This window comes from Variovorax sp. GW821-FHT06D12, from assembly GCF_059419205.1.
Genome location: NZ_JBWKRI010000003.1, coordinates 191,470 through 213,010, shown reverse-complemented (window position 1 = coordinate 213,010; position 21,541 = coordinate 191,470). Strand labels below are relative to the sequence as shown.

Here is a 21,541-nt window from a genome sequence, read left to right as displayed (position 1 = left end):
GCCCCCCGTTTCCCATGCCCCTGTTCGACTATTCGTTGCTGCTGACCGGCCAGTACCACGACATGCTGGTCGCGGGCCTGTGGCTGTCGCTGCAGCTGCTCGCGGTCTCGCTCGTCTTCGCGCTGCCGCTGGCGCTGGTGGTGGCGCTGCTGCGGCTCTCGCCGCTGGCGCCGCTGCGCTGGCTCGGCTTTGCGTACGTGGAATCGATCCGCAACATCCCGCTGCTGGCCCACATGCTGTTCTGGTATTTCGGCGCGCCCGAGCTGCTGCCCGAGGGCCTCAAGACCTGGCTCTATGAAGGCCACATCGAGGCCTACAGCGCGATCGTGGCGCTGTCGCTGTACACGGCCGCCTTCATGGCCGAGGACATCCGCAGCGGCATCCGCTCGATCCCGGCCGTGCAGTTCGAGGCTGGCCGCGCGCTGGGCTTCAGCTTCCTGGCCACCATGCGCCGCGTGGTGCTGCCGCAGGCGCTGCGCGTGACCGTGCCGCCGCTCATCTCGCAGACGCTGAGCCTGTGGAAGAACACATCGATCGCCACCGTGATCGGCGTGGCCGAGCTGATGTACCAGGCCGGGCAGGTCGAGAGCGCGACCTTCCGCAGCTTCGAGTCGTTCGCGTTCGCGAGCGCGGCGTACCTGACGGTGTCGCTGGCCATCACCGGGCTCGCCACCTGGTACCACCACCGCTTCCCGGTGCGGACGATCTGAAGGCGGTGCGCTGATGCTCGAAATCATCAACGACTACTGGGTCTACTTTCTCATTGGGCAGTATCCCAACGGCCCGCTCGGCGGCCTGGTGCTCACGCTGCTGCTGGCCTCGTGCGGGCTGGTGCTCGCGCTGCCGCTGGGCATCGTGCTCGGCCTGGCGCGCGTGAGCCCCTGGCGCTGCGTGCGCTGGCCCGTCACGGCGCTGGTGTTCGTGGTGCGCGGCCTGCCGCTGTTGATGGTGATCTTCTGGGCCTACTTCTTCCTGCCCAGCGTCACGGGCGTGAAGACCGACCAGTTCACCACCATGCTGATCGCGCTGGTGATCTTCGATGCCGCCTACCTCGCCGAGATCGTGCGCGCCGGCATCCAGGGCCTGCCGCGCGGGCAGATGGAAACCGCGCGCGCGCTCGGCCTGAGCTACTTCGGCGCGATGCGCCTCGTGGTGCTGCCGCAGGCGCTGCGCAGCATGCTGCCCTCGCTGGTGAACCAGTTCGTCTCGACCATCAAGGAGACCTCGCTGGGCTACATCATCGGGCTGGCCGAGGTGTCGTTCATCGCCACGCAGATCAACACGCAGGTGTTCACCAAGCCGGCGCAGATCTACCTGATCCTGGGCCTGACCTACTTCATCCTGTGCTTCGGCCTCTCGCGCTTCGCCTACTGGCTGGAGCGCCGGCTCGCGCGCCGCGGCCTTCCCGCCGCCACCCTCAAGGTGCCCGCATGATCGAACTCCAACAAGTCAACAAGTGGTACGGCAGCTACCACGCGCTGGTCGACGTGACCGAGACCATCCACAAGGGCGAGGTGGTCGTGGTGTGCGGGCCCTCGGGCTCGGGCAAGTCGACGCTGATCCGCACCTTCAACCGGCTGGAGCCGATCCAGTCGGGCCGCATCACGCTCGACGGGCAGGACATCCACGCGCCGGGCCTGGACGTGAACGCGTTCCGCTCGCGCATCGGCTTCGTCTTTCAGCAGTTCAACCTGTTCCCGCACCTGAGCGTGCTGCAGAACTGCACCATGGCGCCGATGCAGTTGCACGGCCTGTCGCGCAAGGAGGCCGACGAACGCGCGATGGCGCTGCTGGAGCGCGTGGGCCTCGCGAACAAGGCCAACGCGTGGCCCGGCGAGCTGTCGGGCGGCCAGCAGCAGCGCGTGGCCATTGCGCGCGCGCTCGCCATGAAGCCGCCGCTGATGCTGTTCGACGAGCCCACCAGCGCACTCGACCCCGAGATGGTCGGCGAGGTGCTGCTGGTGATGCGCGACCTCACGCGCGACGGCATGACCATGGTGTGCGTCACGCACGAGATGGGCTTCGCGCGCGAGGTGGCCGACCGCGTGCTCTTCATGGACCAGGGCCAGGTGCTCGAACGCGCCACGCCCGACGATTTCTTCAACCGCCCGCAGCACCCGCGTGCGCAGCAGTTCCTGTCCGACATCCGTTCGCCTTTTTCGAGAGACGCATGACCGACTCCTCCCTCCCCCTCATCGACGTCGCGCCGCTCGTGGCCGGCGCGCCCGAACGCGAACGCGTGGCGGCGCAGATCGGCGACGCCTGCCGCGCGCACGGTTTCTTCTACGTCACAGGCCACGGTGTCGACGCCGCATTGATCCAGCGGCTCGAAGACCTGAGCCACCGGTTCTTCGACCTGCCCGAAGAAACCAAGATGCAATGGCGCATGGCCCTGGGCGGCCGTGCCTGGCGCGGCTTCTTCCCGCGCGGCGGCGAGCTGACCTCGGGCCGGCCCGACTGGAAGGAAGGCCTGTACCTGGGCACCGAGCTGCCCGCCGACCACCCGCTGGTGCAGGCGAAGACGCCGGTGCATGGGCCGAACCTCTTTCCCGACGTGCCGGACTTTCGCGAGACCATCCTCGCGTACATGGACGCCGTCACGCAGCTGGGCCACCGGCTCATGGAAGGCATCGCGCTGAGCCTCGGCCTGCCCGCGGACTATTTTGCAGAGCGCTACACGGGCGACCCGCTGATCCTGTTCCGCCTCTTCAACTACCCGACGCAGGCCGTGCCCGAGGGCTTGGACGTGCAATGGGGCGTGGGCGAGCACACCGACTACGGCCTGCTCACGATCCTGCACCAGGACACCGTGGGCGGCCTCGCGGTGCACACGCCGGGCGGCTGGATCGATGCGCCGCCGGTGCCCGGCGCCTTCGTCTGCAACATCGGCGACATGCTCGACCGCATGACCGGCGGGCTCTACAAGTCGACCCCGCACCGCGTGAAGCGCAACACCTCGGGCCGCGACCGGCTGTCGTTCCCGCTGTTCTTCGACCCGAACTTCGAGGCCCGCGTGCAGCGCATCGAAGGCCTGGCCGGTGCCGACGCGCTGGACGACAGCGCCGAGCGCTGGGACCGCGCCAACGTGCACGCCTTCAGCGGCCGCTACGGCGACTACCTGCTGGCCAAGGTGTCGAAGGTGTTCCCGCAGCTGCGGGACGAAGTGCTCTGAACTGAACTGAACACGGGCCCTGACTTCGTCAGGGAAACCAGCGCGGCACGTGCGGCATCGCGTCGTGCAGCGAATCGAGCACCTGGAAGGCCTGCGCGACGATCGCCTCGGGCGGGTGCTTGAGGTCGGGCACCACCACCACGCGCATCCCGGCGGCCAGCGCGGCCTTGGCGCCGTTCTCGCTGTCCTCGAAGGCGACGCATTCCGCAGGGTCCACGCCCAGGCGCTCGGCCGCGAGGCGGTACAGCGCCGGGTCGGGCTTGGCGCGCGCCACTTCGTCGCCGCCCGCGAAGGCCTCGAAATGGTGGAGCACGTCGAGGCTGCCCAGGCAGGCCGCGATCTGGCCGCGCGTGGACGACGAGGCCACCGCGCAGCGCGTGCCGCGCCCGCGCAAGGCGGCGAGCAGCTCGGCCGCGCCGGGCTTGATGGGAAAGAGCGGCCGGGCGTCGCCGTCGGCGCGTTCCAACTGCAGCGCGGCGGTCACCTGCGTCGCCGCGTGCTGGTAGGCGGCGGGGCCGCCGAGCAGCGCCGCAAGGATCTGCTTCGACTCGCTCATCGCCAGCCCCACGCATTGCAGGTACTGGGCGTGCGAAAGCTCGACATCGAGCGTGCGGGCCGCGGCGATCCAGGCGGCCATGATGGGGCGCTCCGAATCGATCAGCAGCCCATCCATGTCAAAAATGGCGGCGGTGAACATCGAGGCGAATCCTAAGCGAGCGACGCGGTGGCCATGAAAAAAGGGGCCATCGGCCCCTTCGTTCGAGAAACGCTGCCGGTCAGTCCCGCGCCAGCGCCCGGTTCAGCCCCAGCGCCGCCAGCGTGCCGAGCGCGCCCGACAGCAGGTAGATGCTCACGAAGGCCAGGCCGAAGTGCGCCGACAGGCCCAGGGCGACCAGCGGGGCAAAGGCCGCGCCGATCAGCCAGGCCAGGTCGGCCGTGAGGGCCGCGCCCACGTAGCGGTACTTGGGCGCGAAGTTGGAGGTCACGGCGCCGGCCGCCTGGCCGTACGACAGGCCCAACAGCGCAAAGCCCAGCACGATGAAGATGTCCTGGCCGATGCGCCCGCCGTCGAGCAGCGTGGGCGCGAAGCCGCTGAACACGGCGATCATGGCGGCCAGGCCGCCGAGCGTGAAGCGACGGCCGATGCGGTCGGCGATCAGGCCCGAGGCCACGATGCCGATGGCGCCGAACACCGCGCCGACCATCTGCACGATCAGGAACTCGGTGATCGACTGGTCGGAGTACAGCGAAATCCACGACAGCGGGAACACCGTGATCAGGTGGAACAGCGCGTAGCTGGCCAGCGCGGCGAACGCGCCGATCAGCAGGTTGGCGCCCTGCGAACGGGTCAACTCGACCACGCTGGTGGGCTGCAGCTCGCGCTCTTCGAGCAGGCGCGCGTACTCGTCGGTGGCCACCAGGCGCAGGCGCGCGAACAGCGCCACGACGTTGATGGCGAAGGCCACGTAGAAGGTGTAGCGCCAGCCCCAGTCGAGGAAGTCGGCCAGCGGCAGGCTGGAATACAGGTACGCGAACAGCGCGCTGGCCAGGAAGAAGCCCAGCGGTGCGCCCAGCTGGCCCAGCATGGCGTACCAGCCGCGCTTGTTGGGCGGTGCGTTCAGCGCCAGCAGCGACGGCAGGCCGTCCCACGAGCCGCCCAGCGCCAGGCCCTGGGCAAAGCGGAAGATCGACAGCAGCACGATGGCCGTGAAACCGATGCTCGCGTAGCCCGGCAGGAAGGCGATGCCGGCGGTGGAGGTGCCCAGCAGGAACAGCGCGATGGTCAGCTTGGTCTCGCGCCCGAAGCGCCGCTGGATCGCCATCGAGATCACGGTGCCGAAGGGGCGCGCGATGAAGGCGAACGAGAAGATCACGAAGGCCCAGAGCACGCCTTCCAGGCGCTGCTCGAACGGAAAGAACACCGCCGGGAACACCAGCACCGAGGCGATGCCGTAGACGAAGAAGTCGAAATACTCGGAGGCGCGGCCGATGACCACGCCGACCGCGATCTCGCCCGGGGCGATGTGCGAATGGTCGGCGTCTGCGGCGCGGGCGCCGCCTTCGGTCGGGTGCGACACAGGCTGGGCGCCTGGTGGACTGATGCTGGACGTCGTCATCTTGCTAGCTGGCTGGCTGTAATTCGGGTGTCATGCCGGGGCACGACACAGGGGAAATTCTGGACACCCTGTAGCGTCTCACCGAATTGCGTTTACCGCCATAGGACAAAACGTCCAATAGGCGGAATCCCTTGGGCGGCGTAGATTGCAGGGTCATTTTTGCGCGGCCTTCGCACTTTCCTCTCCCGGCATGCACATCCTCAAGACCCTTCGCCGAGCACTTCTGCTGCTTTCCGCCATTTTCCTGGCGGGCTGCAACACGGTGCTGTTGAACCCCTCCGGCGACATCGCCAACCAGCAGGGACGCCTGATCGTCGTCTCCACGGTGCTGATGCTGATCATCATCATTCCGGTGATCGCCCTGACCATCTTCTTTGCCTGGCGCTATCGCCAGTCGAACAAGGAGGCCACCTACAGCCCCGACTGGGACCACTCCACGCAGCTCGAGCTGGCGATCTGGGCCGCGCCGCTCTTGATCATCATCGCGCTGGGCGCGATCACCTGGATCAGCACCCACACGCTGGACCCGTACCGCCCGCTGAGCCGCCTGGACGCGCAGCGCCCGATTCCCGCCGAAACCAAGCCGCTGGTGGTCGAGGTGGTGGCGCTGGACTGGAAGTGGCTCTTCATCTACCCCGAGCAGGGCATCGCCACGGTGAACGAGCTGGCCGCCCCGGTGGACCGCCCGATCAGCTTCAAGATCACGGCCTCGTCGGTCATGAACTCCTTCTTCATCCCCGCGCTGGCCGGCCAGATCTATGCCATGCCGGGCATGGAGACCAAGCTGCACGCGGTGATCAACAAGCCGGGCGAGTTCGACGGTTTCTCCGCCAACTACAGCGGCGCGGGCTTCTCGGGCATGCGCTTCAAGTTCCACGGCCTGAGCCATGACGGCTTCGACCAGTGGGTGGCCAAGGTCAAGACCGGCAAAGAGGGCGAACTGACCCGCGAGCAATACAAGAAGCTCGAAGTGCCGAGCGAGCGCGAGCCCGTGCGCCACTACGCCGCGGTCGACCCGGCCCTGTACGACGCCATCCTGAACCTGTGCGTCGACCGCAACAAGATGTGCATGAAGGAAATGATGGCCATCGACGCCGACGGCGGCCTGGGCAAGCCCGGCGCCTTCAACGTCGCCACCAAGCAGGCCTGGCAGGCCGACTCCCTCGACACGCCCAAGCGCAAGTACGTCACCGCGATGTGCACCACCGAAGACTAAGATGTTGCAGAACCTAGACCTGACGAAGCTCGTCTTCGGCCGCCTCTCCTGGGAGGCGATTCCCCTTCACGAGCCCATCCTGCTCGTGACCTTCGCGGCCGTGATCCTGGGCGGCCTGGCGCTGCTGGGCGCCGTGACCTACTTCAAGCTGTGGGGCACCTTGTGGAATGACTGGATCACCAGCATCGACCACAAGAAGATCGGCATCATGTACATCATCCTGGGCCTGGTGATGCTGCTGCGCGGCTTCGCCGACGCACTGATGATGCGGGCCCAGCAGGCCGTCGCCTTCGGCGACAACGCGGGCTTCTTGCCGCCGCACCACTACGACCAGATCTTCACCGCCCACGGCGTGATCATGATCTTCTTCGTGGCGATGCCGCTGGTCACGGGCCTCATGAACTTCGTGGTGCCGCTGCAGATCGGCGCGCGCGACGTGGCCTTCCCGTTCCTGAACAACTTCAGCTTCTGGATGACCACCTTCGGCGCCGGCCTCGTGATGGCCTCGCTGTTCGTGGGCGAGTTCGCCAAGACCGGCTGGCTGGCGTACCCGCCGCTGTCGGGCATCCTGTTCAGTCCTGACGTGGGGGTCGATTACTACATCTGGTCCTTGCAGATCGCGGGGGTGGGCACATTGCTCTCGGGCGTGAACCTGCTGGCCACCATCGTGAAGATGCGCGCGCCCGGCATGACCATGATGAAGATGCCCGTCTTCACCTGGACCGCCCTGTGCACCAACGTGCTGATCGTGGCCGCCTTCCCGGTGCTCACGGCCGTGCTGGCCCTGCTGTCGCTGGACCGTTATGTCGGCACCAACTTCTTCACGAACGACATGGGCGGCAACGCCATGATGTACGTGAACCTGATCTGGATCTGGGGCCACCCCGAGGTGTACATCCTGATCCTGCCGGCCTTCGGCATCTTCTCGGAAGTGGTCTCCACCTTCTCGGGCAAGCGCCTGTTCGGCTACGCCTCGATGGTGTACGCCACGGTCGTGATCACGATCCTGTCGTACCTCGTGTGGCTGCACCACTTCTTCACCATGGGCTCCGGCGCCAGCGTGAACTCGTTCTTCGGCATCACGACGATGATCATCTCGATCCCCACAGGGGCGAAGATCTTCAACTGGCTCTTCACCATGTACCGCGGCCGCATCCGTTTCGAGCTGCCCATGATGTGGACCATCGGCTTCATGATCACCTTCGTGATCGGCGGCATGACCGGCGTGCTGCTGGCCGTGCCCCCGGCCGACTTCGTGCTGCACAACAGCCTGTTCCTGATTGCCCACTTCCACAACGTGATCATCGGCGGCGTGCTGTTCGGCATGCTGGCGGGCATCACCTACTGGTTCCCGAAGGCCTTCGGCTACAAGCTGGATCCGTTCTGGGGCAAGTGCTCGTTCTGGTTCTGGATCGTCGGCTTCTGGATGGCCTTCATGCCGCTGTACATCCTGGGCCTGATGGGCGTCACGCGCCGCATGAGCCACTTCCAGGACATGTCGCTGCAGATCTGGTTCCAGGTCGCCGCCTTCGGCGCCGTGCTGATCGCGCTGGGCATCGCCTCGTTCCTGATCCAGCTGGTGGTGAGCTTCATTCGCCGCGAGTCGCTGCGCGACACCACGGGCGACCCGTGGAACGGCCGCACGCTGGAGTGGTCGACCTCGTCGCCGCCGCCGGCCTACAACTTCGCGTTCACGCCGCGCGTGCATGACAACGACGCCTGGACCGACATGAAGGCCCGCGGCTACCAGCGTCCGCTGGACGGCTTCAGCCCCGTGCACATGCCCAAGAACACGGCCGCCGGCTTCGTCATCGCGGCGCTGAGCGCGGTGTGCGGCTTTGCCCTGATCTGGCAGATGTGGCTTGTGGCCGGCATCGGCTTCGTGGCCATGATGGTCGCGATCATCGCCCACACCTTCAACTACAAGCGCGACTACTACATCCCCGCGGAAGAAGTCGTTCGCACCGAAGAAGCACGCACGCGCCTGCTGGCCACCGCCCATGTCTGATACCACCGCCCACCCCTCCCGGAACGCGAACGCACCGGCGTTCGACCTGTTCCACGTCCGCAACGAGGACCACCACCCCGAGAACGGCACGCTGCTGGGCTTCTGGCTCTACCTGATGAGCGACTGCCTCATCTTCGCCTGCCTGTTCGCGGTGTACGGCGTGCTGGGCCGCAGCTACGCGGCCGGCCCCTCGGGCGCCGACCTGTTCGACCTGCCGCTGGTGGCGATGAACACCTCGCTGCTGCTGCTGTCGTCGATCACCTACGGCTTCGCGATGCTCGAGATGCAGCGCAAGCGCATGGGCGGCGTGCTGCTGTGGCTGGGCATCACGGGCCTCCTGGGCCTGGGCTTCATCGGCCTGGAGCTGTACGAGTTCGCGCACCTGCTGCACGAAGGCGCCGGCCCGCAGCGCAGCGCGTTCCTGTCGTCGTTCTTCGCGCTGGTGGGCACGCACGGCCTGCACGTGAGCTTCGGCATCATCTGGCTCGTCGTGCTGATGGTCCAGCTGCCCAAGCACGGCTTCACCGCCGCCAACCGCCGCCGCCTGATGTGCCTGTCGATGTTCTGGCACTTCCTGGACGTCGTGTGGATCGGCGTCTTCACCTTTGTCTACCTCATGGGATCGATGGCATGAGCGCCCCCGCACACACCGCCACCGCCGCGCACGGCCACGGCGCACACGACAGCCACGGTCACGGCGACCACCACGACGACGGCCCGGTCAGCCACAGCACCTTCAAGGGCTACATGACCGGCTTCGTGCTGGCCGTGATCCTGACCGCGATCCCGTTCTGGCTCGTGATGGGCAAGGTGATCGCCAACCCGAGCACCACCGCCCTCGTCATCCTCGGCTTCGCCGTGGTGCAGATCGTGGTCCACATGGTGTACTTCCTGCACATGGACGCCAAGTCCGAAGGCGGCTGGAACATGCTGGCGCTGATCTTCACGCTGGTGCTCGTGGTCATCACGCTGGCCGGTTCGCTGTGGGTCATGTATCACATGAACACCAACATGATGCCGGCCATGGTCCACGACATGAAGAACATGCCCTGATGGCCCCGGCCGCCCGCCCGCGCTCCGTTGTCACGCGTGCGGCGCTGGCGGTCTGCGCCCTCCTGGCCTTTGCCGGCTTTCTTGCGCTCGGCACCTGGCAGGTCGAGCGCAGGGCCTGGAAGCTCGATCTCATCGCCCGCGTCGACCAGCGCGTGCACGCCCCGGCCGCCGACGCGCCGGCGCGACCCGAATGGCCCACGGTCAACGCGGCCAACGACGAATACCGGCACGTGCGCCTTCGCGGCACGTTCCTCCATGACAAGGAAGCGCTGGTGCAGGCCAGCACCCGGCTCGGGGCCGGCTTCTGGGTGCTGACCCCGCTGCGCAGCGCCGACGGCAGCGTCGTGCTCGTCAACCGCGGCTTCGTGCCGCCTGAAGCGCGTGAACGCGCGGCGCGCACCGCGCCCGAGCCCCAGGGCGACACCACCGTGGCCGGCCTGCTGCGCCTGACCGAACCCAAGGGCGGCTTCCTGCGCACGAACGACCCCGCGGCCGACCGTTGGTTCTCGCGCGACGTGCAGGCCATTGCCGCCGCGCGCGGCCTGGCCGACGTGGCGCCCTACTTCGTCGATGCCGAGGCCGGGCCCGCGCCCGCACAGGCCACGCCCACGTGGCCGGCGGGCGGCCTGACGGTCATCGCCTTCCCCAACAGCCACCTCGTCTACGCCCTCACCTGGTACGGGCTGGCGCTGATGGTGCTCGGCGCCTACGGGTTCGTGTGGCGCGACGACCGGCGCCGACGGGCATCGCAAGACGGTAGCGGCGAAAATGCACCGCATGCCGACGCCGCACGCCCCGACCCCGCCGATGCCCGCCGCGACTGACAAGCTCGTCGCGGTGGCCGGCGAGCTGCACGCCCCGCGCGCGGGCGTCGCGAGCCTGGACAACGCCATCGGCCACCAGAACATGCAGCAGCTGATCCAGCTGCGCTGGTTCGCCGTGGTCGGGCAGGTGGCCACCATCCTCGTGGTGCACTACGGCTTCGGCATCCGCCTGCCGCTGAACCACATGCTGCAGGTGCTCACCTGCCTCGCGCTGTTCAACATGGTGAGCCTGCTGCGCCTGCGCATCCATGGCCGCGTGACCAACGAAGAGCTGTTCGTCGCGCTGCTGGTCGACGTGGCCACGCTCACGGCCCAGCTGTACCTCAGCGGCGGCGCCACCAACCCCTTCGTCTTTCTGTACCTGCTGCAGGTGATCCTGGGCGCGGTGCTGCTCAAGGCCTGGTCGACCTGGACCATCGTGGTCATCACCGGCCTGTGCTTCGCGGGCCTGGCGCTGTTCTCGCGCCCGCTGCCGCTGCCGCTGGACCACGACCGCGGCCTGTGGAGCCCCTACGTGCAGGGCATGCTGGTGTGCTTTGCGCTCAATGCCGCGCTGCTGGTGGTCTTCATCACGCGCATCAGCCGCAACCTGCGCGTGCGCGACGCGCGGCTGGCCGACCTGCGCCAGCGCGCCTCCGAAGAAGAACACATCGTGCGCATGGGCCTGCTGGCCTCGGGCGCGGCGCACGAGCTGGGCACGCCGCTGGCCACGCTGGCCGTGATCCTGGGCGACTGGCGCCGGCTGCCGCACTTCAGCTCCGACCCCGAGCTGCTGCAGGAAGTGGCCGAGATGGAAGTGCAGATCCAGCGCTGCAAGAGCATCGTGAGCGGCATCCTGCTGTCGGCCGGCGAGACGCGCGGCGAGTCGTCCGAGGAAACCACCGTGCGCACCTTCCTGGACGACCTGGTAGAAGAATGGCGCACCACGCGCCCGGTCGAGGAGTTCGACTACGAGAACCTGTTCGGGCAGGACCTGCCCATGGTGTCCGACTCGGCCATCAAGCAGATGGTGTGCAACGTGCTCGACAACGCGCTCGAGGCCTCGCCGCACTGGCTGCGCCTGGAAGCCACGCACGACGCCGACGCGCTCACCATCACCGTCACCGACGCGGGCCCCGGCTTCATGCCGGCCATCCTCGCGGAGTTCGGCAAGCCCTACCAGTCGAGCAAGGGCCGGCCCGGCGGCGGGCTCGGCCTGTTCCTGGTCGTGAACGTGGCGCGCACCCTGGGCGGACGCGTCGCCGTGCGCAACCGCCCCGAGGGCGGCGCCATCGTGATCATCACGCTGCCGCTGGCGGCCATCGTGCTCGAAGAGGACGAAGACGACACCGCCACCGCCCTCGCGGACACCGCCGCCCCCAAGGCCCCCACCAGCCCATGACGCCCACCCCCGACACCGCCGAAGTCCGCCAGCTGCTCATCGTCGAGGACGACGAGGCCTTCGCGCGCACGCTCGCCCGCTCCTTCGAGCGGCGCGGCTACGTGGTGCTGCATGCGCGCAACCTCGAGGAGGTGGAAGCGCTGCTCGAGGAAGGCGACGGCCCCTCGCCCGGCTACGCCGTGGTCGACCTGAAGCTCAACGGCGAGGCCTCGGGCCTGGCCTGCGTGCAGATGCTGCACCGGCACGACGCCGAAATGCTGATCGTGGTGCTCACCGGCTTCGCGAGCATCGCCACCGCCGTCGAGGCTATCAAGCTCGGCGCCTGCCACTACCTGGCCAAGCCCTCGAACACCGACGACATCGAGGCCGCCTTCGGCCGCGCCGCCGGCACCACCGAGGTCGAACTGACCAACCGCTCCACCTCGATCAAGACGCTGGAGTGGGAGCGCATCCACGAAATGCTGGCCGAGACCGGCTTCAACATCTCGGAAACCGCGCGCCGGCTTGGCATGCATCGGCGCACATTGGCACGCAAACTCGGCAAACAGCAGGTCAAGTAACATGATCTGCCGGTTTCGCGATTTTTGCGGAACCAACACCGATCCCGGAGGCTCTGTTCCTGATGACGAATAGCCCGCCGCTGCAGCTGCAGCCCGCCCGTTCCACCACCGCGAAGAAAACCGCCGCGCGCGACCAGACCGCGATGGAAGAGCTCTTCAACGCCCTGAGCCACGGCCTGGGCCTGCTGCTGGCGATCGCCTCGCTGCCGATCCTGGTCTACAGCGCCGCCCAGAAGGGCCAGGCCGCGGCCGTGGTGGGCGCCTCGCTCTTCGCGGGCACGGCCATCGTGCTGTACCTGATCTCCACGCTGTACCACGCGCTGCCGATCGGCCGCGCCAAGGCCTGGTTCAACCGGCTCGACCACGCGGCCATCTACCTGTTCATTGCGGGCAGCTACATGCCCTTCCTGTTCGGCGTGCTGCGCGGGCCCTGGGGCTGGACGCTGTTCGGCGCCATCACCGCCGCCGCCGTGCTGGGCGTGGGCGCCAAGCTGTTCAACCGCCTGCAGCACCCGCTGTGGTCGACCGGCCTGTACGTGGCGATGGGCTGGATGGCGCTGATGGCAGCGGTGCCGCTGTACGAGCGCATGTCATCGGCGGGGCTGGCCTGGCTCGTGGCCGGCGGGCTGTTCTACACGGCCGGGGCCGTGGTGTTCCTGTTCGACAACAAGGTGCGCTACGCGCATTCGGTGTGGCACCTCTTCGTGCTGGCCGGCAGCACCTGCCACTTCTTCGCCGTGCTGTGGCACGCGCACGGCTGACCGATCCTTCGTGAAACACCGTGGAACCGGCTTTGCCGGGCCGCCGGTGTTGCCCCCGGCGAGGGGGTTGGCGAAGCGACACGAAGTGCGCGAAGCCTGGGGGAGTGATTAGTAATGGGGCGGGAGCTCGTCGCGCAGGTTGCGTGCGCCCCCATCCTGCCCTGCGTTCTGGCTTTGCAGCCTGAGTTGCGCGACCTGCAGGATCAGGCTGTCGATCTGCTGCTGTTGCCGGTAGATCGTCATGTTCAGCTGCTCGAGCAGGTCTTCGGCGTAGCTCGACTTGATCTCGAGGTCGTTCAGGCGCTCTGTCACGTCGTTCGATGAATGTTCCATGCCGCTATTGGACAGGAAGATCCACCGCTTCTTGTTGACAGCGCCCCGCTCAGCGCCGGACCTTCGCCTCGAGCAGGTCGCCCATGCCGATGCGCCGGGCGAAGTCGATGCGCACGCGCTCCGACACCTCGAAGACCTCGGCCGCGCCGTCGCCCACGAAGTCGATCAGCGAACGCATCGGCCGCGTGCCCGCCGGCAGGCCCACGATGCGCACGATGTCGTCGGCCACGGCCTGCGGATCGGCATGCTCGGGCGTGAGGGCGGACAGGCGCTCGCCGATGCGGTCCATCACGCCGTCATAGCGGCTGTAGGCGGCGGCAATGGCCGCGTCGGAGGGCTTGCCCGCGCTCGGAAAGTGATCGGTGCCCCGGGTGAACGCGCCCGGCACGACGATCGAGGTCTCGATGCCGAAGCGCGCGATCTCGTAGGCCAGCGTCACCGCCAGCGAATCCATGGCCGCCTTGGCCGCGCCGTACGGGCCCATGAACGGCGGAAAGCCGCCCTTGGTGGTCGTGCTGCTGATCCACAGCATCAGCCCCGACTCCTGCTGGCGCAGGTATGGCAGCACCGCGCGGTTCACGCGCTGGGCGCCGAGCACGTTGGTGTCGAACACCTGGGTGATGTCTTCCGGCGTGAAGGCCTCGGTCGGCCCGACCACGAGATGGCCCGCGTTCTGCATCACCACATCGAGGCGGCCCTGCGCCTGGACGATGGTCGCCGCGGCGGCATCGGCGGAGGCCTGCGACAGCACATCGAGTTCGATCGGATGCAGCTGAAGCCCCTGGGCCGTGGCCAGGGCACGCAGCTCGGCCGCGCGCGCCTTGTTCCGGCCCGCGATGTCACGCATGGAGGCATAGACGATGTGGCCCGCTTCGGCGAGCGCCTGCGCGCTGAGCTTGCCGATGCCGGAGCCGGCGCCAGTGACGAGGATGACGGATTGCATGATGGAACGCCTTGAATGAAGGTGAGAGGGAAGAAAGGAAAGTCCGGTGGTCAGCGCACGCGGCGCTGCAGCAGGTGGGCCACCCACGCCGCCATCGACCCGAGTGCCGCCGCGCCGGCCAGCGTGGCGAACAGCGACAGCGAAGGGGGCTGGTGGACCGCGAAGAACGCGATCAGCCCGAGGAAGTAGCACAGCAGGTTGTTCAGTCGCGGCACGCTGCGCATCGACACCACGAGGAGCGCCACGAACAGCACCACCACCGGCAGCGCCGCGGCGCCCGCGATCGGGGCCAGCGCGGCGATGGCGAGCGCCGCGCCCTTGCCGATCAGCAGGCCCAGGCTCACGCAGACGAGGTTGAACACGCCGTCGCGTGCGGTGGCGCCGCGGGTGTAGAACGCCACCCAGCCGACGAACATCGCCCACACGGGCAGTTCGAGCACGAGCGCCATCGCCGAGGCGGCGGCGGCCACCACCGCAGCGGCGGCCGTGAACGCCGTGTACGCGAGGCTGAAGAAGCGCGGGGTGGCCGCGCGGGGTGAAGGCGGATGCATGGTGCGTGCTCCGTGGATGTCGTGAGAGGCCACCGCTCAGGCCACGCCGCCGTTGGCCCGCAGCACCTGTCCGTTGACCCACCCCGCGTCCGGCCCCGCCAGGAACGACACCACCGAGGCGATGTCTTCCGGCTGGCCCAGGCGCTGCAGCGGTGGCATCTGGGCGAAGGCCTGGATCTGCTCGTCGGTCTTGCCGTCCAGGAACAGCGAGGTCGCGACCGGGCCCGGCGCCACGGCGTTCACCGTGATGCGTCGGCCGCGCAGTTCCTTGGCGAAGACGTGCGTGAAGGCCTCGACCGCCGCCTTGGTGGCGTTGTAGATCGCGTAGCCCGGCATGTGCAGCGCGAGCGTGGTGCTCGAGAAGTTGACGATGCGCCCGCCCTCGGCGAGCCGGGTCGCCGCCTCGCGCAGGGTGTTGAAGGTGCCGCGCACGTTGATGTCGAAGGTGTGGTCGTAGAGCGCGTCGCTGTGTGCGGCCAGCGGCGCGGTCTGGAGCACGCCGGCGTTGTTGACCAGCACGTCGACAGGGCCGAGCTGCGCTTCGACGGTGTCGAACATGACGCGCACCGCGTCGGCGTTCGCCACGTCGGCCTGCACCGCGAGGGCGCGGGCGCCGGTGGCCTTCAGTTCAGAGACCAGCGCTTCGGCCGGCACGGCGCCCGCGGCGTAGTTGACGGCGACGGCGAAACCGTCGGCAGCGAGCCGGCGGGCGATGGCGGCGCCGATGCCGCGCGAGGCGCCGGTGACGAGGGCGACGCGGGTGGGCAGCGAAGCAGAAGTGGCGATGGTGTTCATGGCGCGATTCCTTGGGGGTGGTGAGTGGACGAAACGGATGGTCGGCCATTCCACCCAAAAGATAATCAGCACCCATTCGACAATAAAATTCCATTTACTTAAACAATAGGCACGAAGGGCGACCCCATGGACCGCTTCCAGGAAATGCAGGCCTTCGTGCGCATCGCCGAGCGCCAGAGCTTCACGCAGGCCTCGGACGACCTGCAGATTCCGCGCGCCACCCTCACCACGCTGATCCAGCGGCTCGAATCGCGCCTGGGCGCCCGGCTGCTCGAGCGCACCACGCGCACCGTGCGCCTCACGCAGGACGGCGAGGCCCACTACCAGCGCTGCGTGCGACTGCTGGCGGACGTGGAAGAGGCCGAGGGCGCCTTCACCCACGCGGCGCCGCAGGGCCTGCTGCGCGTGAACCTGCAGGGCACGCTGGCGCGGCACTTCGTGGTGCCGGCGCTGCCCGCCTTCCTCGCCCGCCATCCGGGCCTGCAGCTGCACATCGGCGAGGACGACCGGCTGGTCGACCTGGTGCGCGAAGGCGTCGACTGCGTGCTGCGCGCCGGCCCGCTGCAGGACTCGTCACTGGTCGCGCAGCGCGTGGCGCTGCTGCCGCAGGTGACGGTGGCGAGCCCCGGCTACCTCGCGGCGCACGGCGAGCCCGCCGACCTGGCCGCGCTGGCTTCGCACCGCGCGGTGCACTACGTGTCGAGCAGCACGGGCAAGCCGCTGCCGCTCGAGTTCACGGTCGACGGTCAGGTGCGCCCCGTGCAGCTGGCCGCCACCGTGTCAGTCACAGGCGCCGACCTGTACACGGGCGCCGCCGTCGTGGGCCTCGGGCTGGTGCAGGTGCCGCGCTACCGCGTGGCGGCCGAGCTGGCGGACGGGCGCCTGCAGGCGGTGCTGCCGGGCTTTGCGCCGCCGCCGATGCCGGTGTCGGTGCTGTATCCGCAGAACCGGCAGCTGTCGTCGCGGGTGCGGGTGTTCACGCAGTGGCTGCGCGGTCTCTTCGCAGAAGACACCGCGCAGGGCTGAGCACCGCGCCCGACATGCTTCAGGAAACCGGGCACTCCAACGTCGCCTCCGGGTGATGTGACGGCGCATCGCCGCGCAGGAATGCAAACACCACCACCGCCGTCAGCACCGTCACCCCAGCCAGCACGCACAGCAGCGTCGCGAACGCGGCGCCATACGCATGCAGCAGCGCCGCGCGATCCATGCCCGGCAGCAAAGCCAGCGCCTGCGCCATGTCGCCCGTCGCCACGCGCTGCGCCGCCTGCGACACCGCCACGGACGAAGGCGACGACGACGCCTTCAGCTGCAGCGCCACCAGCGCCGTGAGCCCCGCCGCCACCAGCGCCAGCGCAATGCCCTCCCCCGCGACGCGCACCGTGTTGAAGATGCCCGACGCCATACCCGCCCGCTCGCGCGGCACCACGCTCACGGCCAGGCCGTCCATCAGCCCCCACGGCAGGCCGATGCCCGCACCGATCAGCAGCAGCGGGCCCACGAGGCCGTGCAAGGGCGTGCCCGGCGCGCAGCGGGCGAGCCACACGAGCCCCGCCGCGCACACCAACAGTCCCACCGCCGAAATCACGCCCGCCGAGAAGCGGTGCGCGAGCCACGCGGCCAGCGTCGGCACCACGAGGATCGGCCCCGACAGCGCGAACATGAAGCCGCCCGCCTCCAGCGCGCTGCGCCCTTCGAGCCCGATGAAGCGGATCGGCAGCAGCACCAGCAGCACGACAAAGCCGTAGGCCGGCGCCGCGGCCAGCAGCTGCACGCCGACGAAGCGCGGAAAGCGGAACAGCGACAGGTCGAGCATCGGATGCGCCACGCGCCGCTCGATGGCGATGAAGGCCGCGCCCATGGCCAGCGCGCCGGCCAGCGCCGCGAGCACCCACGGGCTGCCCCAGCCGCTGTCGGGCGCCTGCAGCACGCCCAGCGTCAGCAGGCTCAGCGCGGCCGTGAAGCTCAGCGTGCCCGGCACGTCCAGCCCCATCGCCTGCGGGTTGCGCGACTCGCGCATGCGCGGCGCGGCCAGGCCCAGCGCGACGAGGCTCACGGCGCCGGGGCTCAGCATCACGGCATGCCAGCCGACGGTGTCGGCCAGCCAGCCCGAGAGGATCGATCCGCACGACAGCCCCACGCCGAACGAGGTGCCGATGAGGCTGAACGCCCGCAGCCGCGCCGGCCCGTCGAACAGCTGCGCCAGCGCGGCCGTGCCGGCTGCGAAAGCGGCTGCCGAGCCCAGCCCCTGCACGGCGCGCGCGAGGTCGAAGGCGACGATGCCCGGCGCCAGCGTCAGCAGCGCACTGCTTAGCGCCACCACCGCCAGGCCCAGAAGGAAGACGCGCTTGCGCCCGTACGCATCGGCCAGCGCGCCGGCCGCCATCAGCGTGGCACCGAAGCTCAGCATGAAGGCGTTGGTGACCCAGTTGAGTTGCACCGGCGTGCCGCCCAGCGCGTCGCGGATCGCGGGCAGCACCACGGCCGGGCCGGTGAAGCTCAGCGGCATGCCGAGCGCGGCCAGGCAGACGGCGGCGAGCAGCCAGGCCTTGTTGGAATCGGAGGAGGACATCGGGAGGGCTTTCACGCGGGAGAAGGAAAAGGAAGGAAATGCGTGAAGCGAAGATAAAAAGGATTCAATGAAACGAAAATAGGCCCTCAGCTCCTCACACTGCCAACCCCAGGTTGCCAATCAAGCCCATGGACAGCTTCAGCGGACTCGAATCCTTCGTGCGGGCGGCCGACCTGCAGAGCTTTGCGCGGGCGGGTCGCGACCTGGGCATCTCGGCCTCGGCCGTGGGCAAGAACGTCGCGCGGCTCGAGGCGCAGATGGGCGTGCGGCTGTTCCACCGCACCACGCGGCAGGTGCGGCTCACGGCCGAGGGCGCGATGTTCCACGAGCGCTGCCGCCGCATCCTCGACGAGCTCGGCGATGCGCGCGCCATGCTGCAGGACGCCGTCGCCACACCGCGCGGCCGCCTGCGCGTGAGCCTGCCGACCATCGGCTACCGCTTTCTGCTGCCGATCCTGCCGGCGTTCAAGGCGCGCTTTCCCGAGATCGAGCTCGACCTCGACTTCAACGACCGGCTGGTCGACGTGGTGGCCGAGGGCGTCGACGTGGCGATCCGCAGCGGCGAGCTGGTCGACTCACAGCTCGTGGCGCGCCGGCTCGGCCCGTTCAGCTTCGTGCTCGCGGCCTCGCCGGCCTACCTGGCGCAGCACGGCGTGCCGCAGGTGCCGGCCGACCTCGCCCGCCACAGCTGCCTGCGCTACAAGTTCGTGACCGGCGGAAAGATCGAAGACTGGGACCTGCCCGGCCTGCCGCCCCAACTGCCGCCGGGCCTGGTCTGCAACAACATGGAAGCCATGCTGGGCGCCGCCGTCGCGGGCCTGGGCATTGCGTACATGCCCGACTTCCTGGCGCGCGACGCGCTGCGCCGTGGCGAGCTGCAGCGCGTGCTGGCCGCGCACCTCGTGCGGCAGGGGCAGTTCTCGGCGCTGTGGCCGTCGAGCCGGCAGCTGTCGCCGAAGGTGCGGGCGTTTGTCGACTTCGCGAGTGAACACATGTTCAGGGACGATGGCTCGGAAACATCGAAAGACTGAATTCAGACCATAATCGGTCCGATCGACAACCACAGGTGAACCCCATGAACTTCTCCACGCAGGTCAAACCCATCAGCTATCTCAAGAGCCATGCCGCGGACATCGTGAAGACCCTCTCGGACACCCGCGAGCCTCTGGTCATCACACAGAACGGCGAAGCCAAGCTCGTGGTGATGGATGTCCGCTCCTTCGAAGAGCAGGAAGCGACCCTCGCGCTGCTGAAAGTGCTGGCACTCGGCAACCGCGAAATCGAACAGGGCCAGTTCCGGTCCGCGGACGATGTGTTCGCCGACCTGGACCAAGAAGACGCCCCATGAAGGTGGTGTTCCTGCGGTCCGCCGAAGCCGACCTGAAGGACCTGAGGCGCTACCTGCTCAAGAACTTCGGCGCGGACACCTGGGCGGCGAGCTACGCAAAGATCAAGCAATCCGTCGCGATGATCGCGGCCCATCCCCAGGCAGGCCGGATTCCCGAGGAACTGGAAGACCTGAACGCGGCCCAGTACCGGCAGGTCATCTCGGGCATGAACCGCATCATCTACGAGGTGCGACTGGACACCGCCTACATCCACGTCGTCTGCGACACGCGCAGGGACCTGAAGGGCGTGCTCATGCGGCGCCTCGTTGGCGCCGTGTGAGCCCGATGCAGCACGCGGCCTGAGACGCCCGGCGTACGCCTACGCCGCCGCTTCCACCAGCTGACGCTCCGCCTGTTCGCCGACAGTCACGGCGGGTGCCTCGACAGGCGCCACGGGCTTCGCCTGACTCAGCGCCAGCGCCACCTGCAACGGATACAGCGTGCGCACATCGCCCTCGGCCTTGTTGCTCACCGTCGTGCCGGCGGCCTCGCTCATGCGGGCCGTGCGCACCGCGTCGAGCCGGTGGGTCGGCACCATGAACGGCGAGTGCGTCGTGTAGAGGATCTGGTTGGCGAAGTCGTGCTCTAGGTGCGCCAGCAGATCGGCCTGCGAATGCGCGTGCAGGTGCAGGCCGGGCTCGTCCAGCAGCAGGATCGCATCGGCCGCGCCCTTCGTGTCCGCGAAGAACGCGACGTAGAACGAGAAGAACCACTGGAAGCCGCGGCTGCGTTCGTCGAGGTTCACTTCCACCTCGTAGGCGGCGTTGGGGTCGGACACCAGCGTCTCCAGGTGCTGCCCGTCGAGGTTGAAGCGGACCTTGAGTTCACGGTCCTTCCACACGCGGCGGATTTCCGACGTGACGACCGAGCCCGCCCGGTTCACCAACTGATTGCGCGTCGCCAGGTCGTTCTTCGCCAGCAGGTCCTGCAGCTGCTGCGGATCGAGCCCCGCCACCTGGCACAGCTTCTCGAAATTGCGCTCGCCCGCCGTGCGCTCGCCCCAGCCCTTGCGCGTGAGGTACTCGGCGATGTTCTGGCGGCCGGGCAGCGAGGCGTAGTCCTCGACGTAGATGAAGCGCGGCAGTTTCTCCAGCACCCAGGCGCGGGCGCGGGCCAGCGCGGGCTGGTCGTTGTCGATCGTGCGTGCCAGCTCCTCGAGCTCGGTCAGCATCTGCGCCTGCTTGTCGGCGATCTCGGCGCCGGCCGTGGCCAGCGCCTGGCGCAGCGCCTGCAGCGCCAGCAGCGCGCCAGCCGACCACTTGACGAAGTCGGGGCTCGGGATCATGGCGGCGTCGAAGGCGTCGGCCTCCTGTTCGAGCGGCGCCTTCAACTCGTCGGCGACCTTCTCGGCCGCGGCCTTCACGGCGGGCACGATCTTGCGCACCTTGGCCTTGATGTCGCTCACGTCGATCGACAGCGGGCCCAGACCCTCGAAGCCGGTCGTGCGCGTGGCGCCGTAGCCGCGACCGGCCGTGACCTGGCGCACGCCGGCCGCGCGCGGCAGGATGGCGGCGAGTGCCAGCTGTTCGGAGGCGTCGAGGTCCCAGCGCGTGTGCACCACCGGGGTGTCGTCGGTGCATTCGTCCAGGCGGCGGTGCCGCGGAAAGTCCTTGATGGGGCTGAGTGCCGTGAGCCCGTCGGTCGGGTTCAGGCTGTGCAACGCGCGCAGCAGGTTCGACTTGCCGCTGTCATTTCGGCCGAGGATCGCTGTGATCTGGGAGGAATCGATGGAGCCGCTGTCGTGGATCGAGCGATAGTTGGTGATCTGGAATGACGCCAAGCGCATGCAGGAATTTCTCTTCTGAATTGAATACGGGGCCGGGGAATGTATTGCATCCCCGGCCCCGTCCTGCCGATCGCGGAAGAA

Annotated in this window: 24 protein-coding genes; 16 read left to right on the top strand and 8 right to left on the bottom strand. The window is 68.4% G+C overall.

Annotated features, from left to right (window positions below):
• The first annotated feature begins 14 nt into the window (after nt 1–14).
• The 4 genes from AC07SQ_RS11705 to AC07SQ_RS11690 are packed head-to-tail and all read left to right on the top strand — an operon-like array spanning nt 15 to nt 3,172.
• Complete coding sequence (locus AC07SQ_RS11705) at nt 15–710, top strand: amino acid ABC transporter permease (protein WP_056578440.1); 696 nt, start codon at nt 15–17, stop codon at nt 708–710.
• A 13-nt stretch (nt 711–723) separates the two neighbouring features.
• Entirely contained in the window at nt 724–1,434 is a 711-nt protein-coding gene (locus AC07SQ_RS11700) for an amino acid ABC transporter permease (protein ID WP_056578437.1), read from the top strand.
• Nucleotides 1,431–2,174, top strand: a complete 744-nt coding sequence (locus AC07SQ_RS11695) for an amino acid ABC transporter ATP-binding protein (RefSeq protein WP_070061507.1) — start codon at nt 1,431–1,433, stop codon at nt 2,172–2,174. Before AC07SQ_RS11700 ends, AC07SQ_RS11695 begins: the two co-directional genes overlap by 4 nt.
• Nucleotides 2,171–3,172 carry an isopenicillin N synthase family dioxygenase gene (locus AC07SQ_RS11690; RefSeq protein WP_495271127.1) on the top strand — a complete coding sequence of 334 codons (1,002 nt, stop codon included), beginning with the start codon at nt 2,171–2,173 and terminating at the stop codon, nt 3,170–3,172. Before AC07SQ_RS11695 ends, AC07SQ_RS11690 begins: the two co-directional genes overlap by 4 nt.
• 28 nt (nt 3,173–3,200) lie before the next feature.
• Here AC07SQ_RS11690 and AC07SQ_RS11685 read toward each other — a convergent pair whose 3' ends face one another.
• Nucleotides 3,201–3,869 carry an HAD family hydrolase gene (locus AC07SQ_RS11685; RefSeq protein ID WP_070061505.1) on the bottom strand — a complete coding sequence of 223 codons (669 nt, stop codon included), beginning with the start codon at nt 3,867–3,869 and terminating at the stop codon, nt 3,201–3,203.
• Nucleotides 3,870–3,948: 79 nt separating this feature from the next.
• Entirely contained in the window at nt 3,949–5,289 is a 1,341-nt protein-coding gene (locus AC07SQ_RS11680; RefSeq protein WP_095743978.1) for an MFS transporter, read from the bottom strand.
• Nucleotides 5,290–5,479: 190 nt separating this feature from the next.
• Between AC07SQ_RS11680 and cyoA the strand changes: the two genes are divergently transcribed.
• The 8 genes from cyoA to trhA all read left to right on the top strand — a co-directional run bounded on the left by cyoA (nt 5,480) and on the right by trhA (nt 13,092).
• Entirely contained in the window at nt 5,480–6,505 is a 1,026-nt protein-coding gene (cyoA, locus tag AC07SQ_RS11675; RefSeq protein ID WP_062469097.1) for a ubiquinol oxidase subunit II, read from the top strand.
• A 1-nt stretch (nt 6,506) separates the two neighbouring features.
• The gene (gene cyoB, locus AC07SQ_RS11670; protein WP_070061503.1) at nt 6,507–8,513 is read left to right on the top strand and encodes a cytochrome o ubiquinol oxidase subunit I; all 2,007 of its coding nucleotides are present in this window, start codon (nt 6,507–6,509) and stop codon (nt 8,511–8,513) included.
• Complete coding sequence (gene cyoC, locus AC07SQ_RS11665) at nt 8,506–9,147, top strand: cytochrome o ubiquinol oxidase subunit III (RefSeq protein ID WP_495271128.1); 642 nt, start codon at nt 8,506–8,508, stop codon at nt 9,145–9,147. The genes cyoB and cyoC overlap by 8 nt, the downstream gene beginning before the upstream one ends.
• Nucleotides 9,144–9,566, top strand: coding sequence for a cytochrome o ubiquinol oxidase subunit IV (cyoD, locus tag AC07SQ_RS11660; protein WP_062469089.1), 423 nt, complete (start codon nt 9,144–9,146; stop codon nt 9,564–9,566). Before cyoC ends, cyoD begins: the two co-directional genes overlap by 4 nt.
• Nucleotides 9,566–10,390 (top strand): SURF1 family protein, encoded by an 825-nt coding sequence (locus AC07SQ_RS11655; protein ID WP_495260772.1) that lies wholly within the window; start codon nt 9,566–9,568, stop codon nt 10,388–10,390. The genes cyoD and AC07SQ_RS11655 overlap by 1 nt, the downstream gene beginning before the upstream one ends.
• Complete coding sequence (locus tag AC07SQ_RS11650; protein WP_495271129.1) at nt 10,374–11,771, top strand: ATP-binding protein; 1,398 nt, start codon at nt 10,374–10,376, stop codon at nt 11,769–11,771. Before AC07SQ_RS11655 ends, AC07SQ_RS11650 begins: the two co-directional genes overlap by 17 nt.
• Nucleotides 11,768–12,331 (top strand): response regulator transcription factor, encoded by a 564-nt coding sequence (locus AC07SQ_RS11645; protein WP_354343088.1) that lies wholly within the window; start codon nt 11,768–11,770, stop codon nt 12,329–12,331. The genes AC07SQ_RS11650 and AC07SQ_RS11645 overlap by 4 nt, the downstream gene beginning before the upstream one ends.
• A gap of 62 nt (nt 12,332–12,393) precedes the next feature.
• Nucleotides 12,394–13,092 (top strand): PAQR family membrane homeostasis protein TrhA, encoded by a 699-nt coding sequence (trhA, locus tag AC07SQ_RS11640; RefSeq protein WP_495271130.1) that lies wholly within the window; start codon nt 12,394–12,396, stop codon nt 13,090–13,092.
• A 108-nt stretch (nt 13,093–13,200) separates the two neighbouring features.
• Here the strand turns inward: trhA and AC07SQ_RS11635 are convergent, their stop codons facing one another.
• From AC07SQ_RS11635 to AC07SQ_RS11620, 4 genes are read right to left on the bottom strand one after another with little or no spacing between them, the layout of a single operon-like run.
• Complete coding sequence (locus AC07SQ_RS11635) at nt 13,201–13,425, bottom strand: SlyX family protein (protein ID WP_495271131.1); 225 nt, start codon at nt 13,423–13,425, stop codon at nt 13,201–13,203.
• 49 nt (nt 13,426–13,474) lie between these two features.
• The gene (locus AC07SQ_RS11630; protein ID WP_495271132.1) at nt 13,475–14,368 is read right to left on the bottom strand and encodes an SDR family NAD(P)-dependent oxidoreductase; all 894 of its coding nucleotides are present in this window, start codon (nt 14,366–14,368) and stop codon (nt 13,475–13,477) included.
• Between the two features lie 50 nt (nt 14,369–14,418).
• Nucleotides 14,419–14,919 (bottom strand): DUF1097 domain-containing protein, encoded by a 501-nt coding sequence (locus AC07SQ_RS11625; protein WP_495271133.1) that lies wholly within the window; start codon nt 14,917–14,919, stop codon nt 14,419–14,421.
• 36 nt (nt 14,920–14,955) lie between these two features.
• A complete protein-coding gene (locus tag AC07SQ_RS11620) occupies nt 14,956–15,714 on the bottom strand; it encodes an SDR family oxidoreductase (protein ID WP_495271134.1) in 759 nt (252 codons plus the stop codon).
• Between the two features lie 126 nt (nt 15,715–15,840).
• On the opposite strand from AC07SQ_RS11620, the gene AC07SQ_RS11615 reads away from it, so the two are divergent.
• Nucleotides 15,841–16,740 carry a LysR family transcriptional regulator gene (locus tag AC07SQ_RS11615; protein ID WP_495271135.1) on the top strand — a complete coding sequence of 300 codons (900 nt, stop codon included), beginning with the start codon at nt 15,841–15,843 and terminating at the stop codon, nt 16,738–16,740.
• Nucleotides 16,741–16,759: 19 nt separating this feature from the next.
• Here the strand turns inward: AC07SQ_RS11615 and AC07SQ_RS11610 are convergent, their stop codons facing one another.
• Nucleotides 16,760–18,286, bottom strand: coding sequence for an MFS transporter (locus AC07SQ_RS11610; protein WP_495271136.1), 1,527 nt, complete (start codon nt 18,284–18,286; stop codon nt 16,760–16,762).
• Nucleotides 18,287–18,414: 128 nt separating this feature from the next.
• Here AC07SQ_RS11610 and AC07SQ_RS11605 point away from each other — a divergent pair, with 128 nt between their 5' ends.
• From AC07SQ_RS11605 to AC07SQ_RS11595, 3 genes are read left to right on the top strand one after another with little or no spacing between them, the layout of a single operon-like run.
• Nucleotides 18,415–19,317, top strand: coding sequence for a LysR family transcriptional regulator (locus tag AC07SQ_RS11605; protein WP_495271235.1), 903 nt, complete (start codon nt 18,415–18,417; stop codon nt 19,315–19,317).
• Between the two features lie 44 nt (nt 19,318–19,361).
• Entirely contained in the window at nt 19,362–19,634 is a 273-nt protein-coding gene (locus tag AC07SQ_RS11600; RefSeq protein ID WP_070061494.1) for a type II toxin-antitoxin system Phd/YefM family antitoxin, read from the top strand.
• Nucleotides 19,631–19,954 (top strand): type II toxin-antitoxin system RelE/ParE family toxin, encoded by a 324-nt coding sequence (locus AC07SQ_RS11595; RefSeq protein ID WP_495271137.1) that lies wholly within the window; start codon nt 19,631–19,633, stop codon nt 19,952–19,954. Before AC07SQ_RS11600 ends, AC07SQ_RS11595 begins: the two co-directional genes overlap by 4 nt.
• Nucleotides 19,955–19,993: 39 nt before the next feature.
• Here the strand turns inward: AC07SQ_RS11595 and AC07SQ_RS11590 are convergent, their stop codons facing one another.
• Nucleotides 19,994–21,460 (bottom strand): AAA family ATPase, encoded by a 1,467-nt coding sequence (locus AC07SQ_RS11590; RefSeq protein WP_159274914.1) that lies wholly within the window; start codon nt 21,458–21,460, stop codon nt 19,994–19,996.
• Nucleotides 21,461–21,541 lie beyond the last annotated feature (81 nt).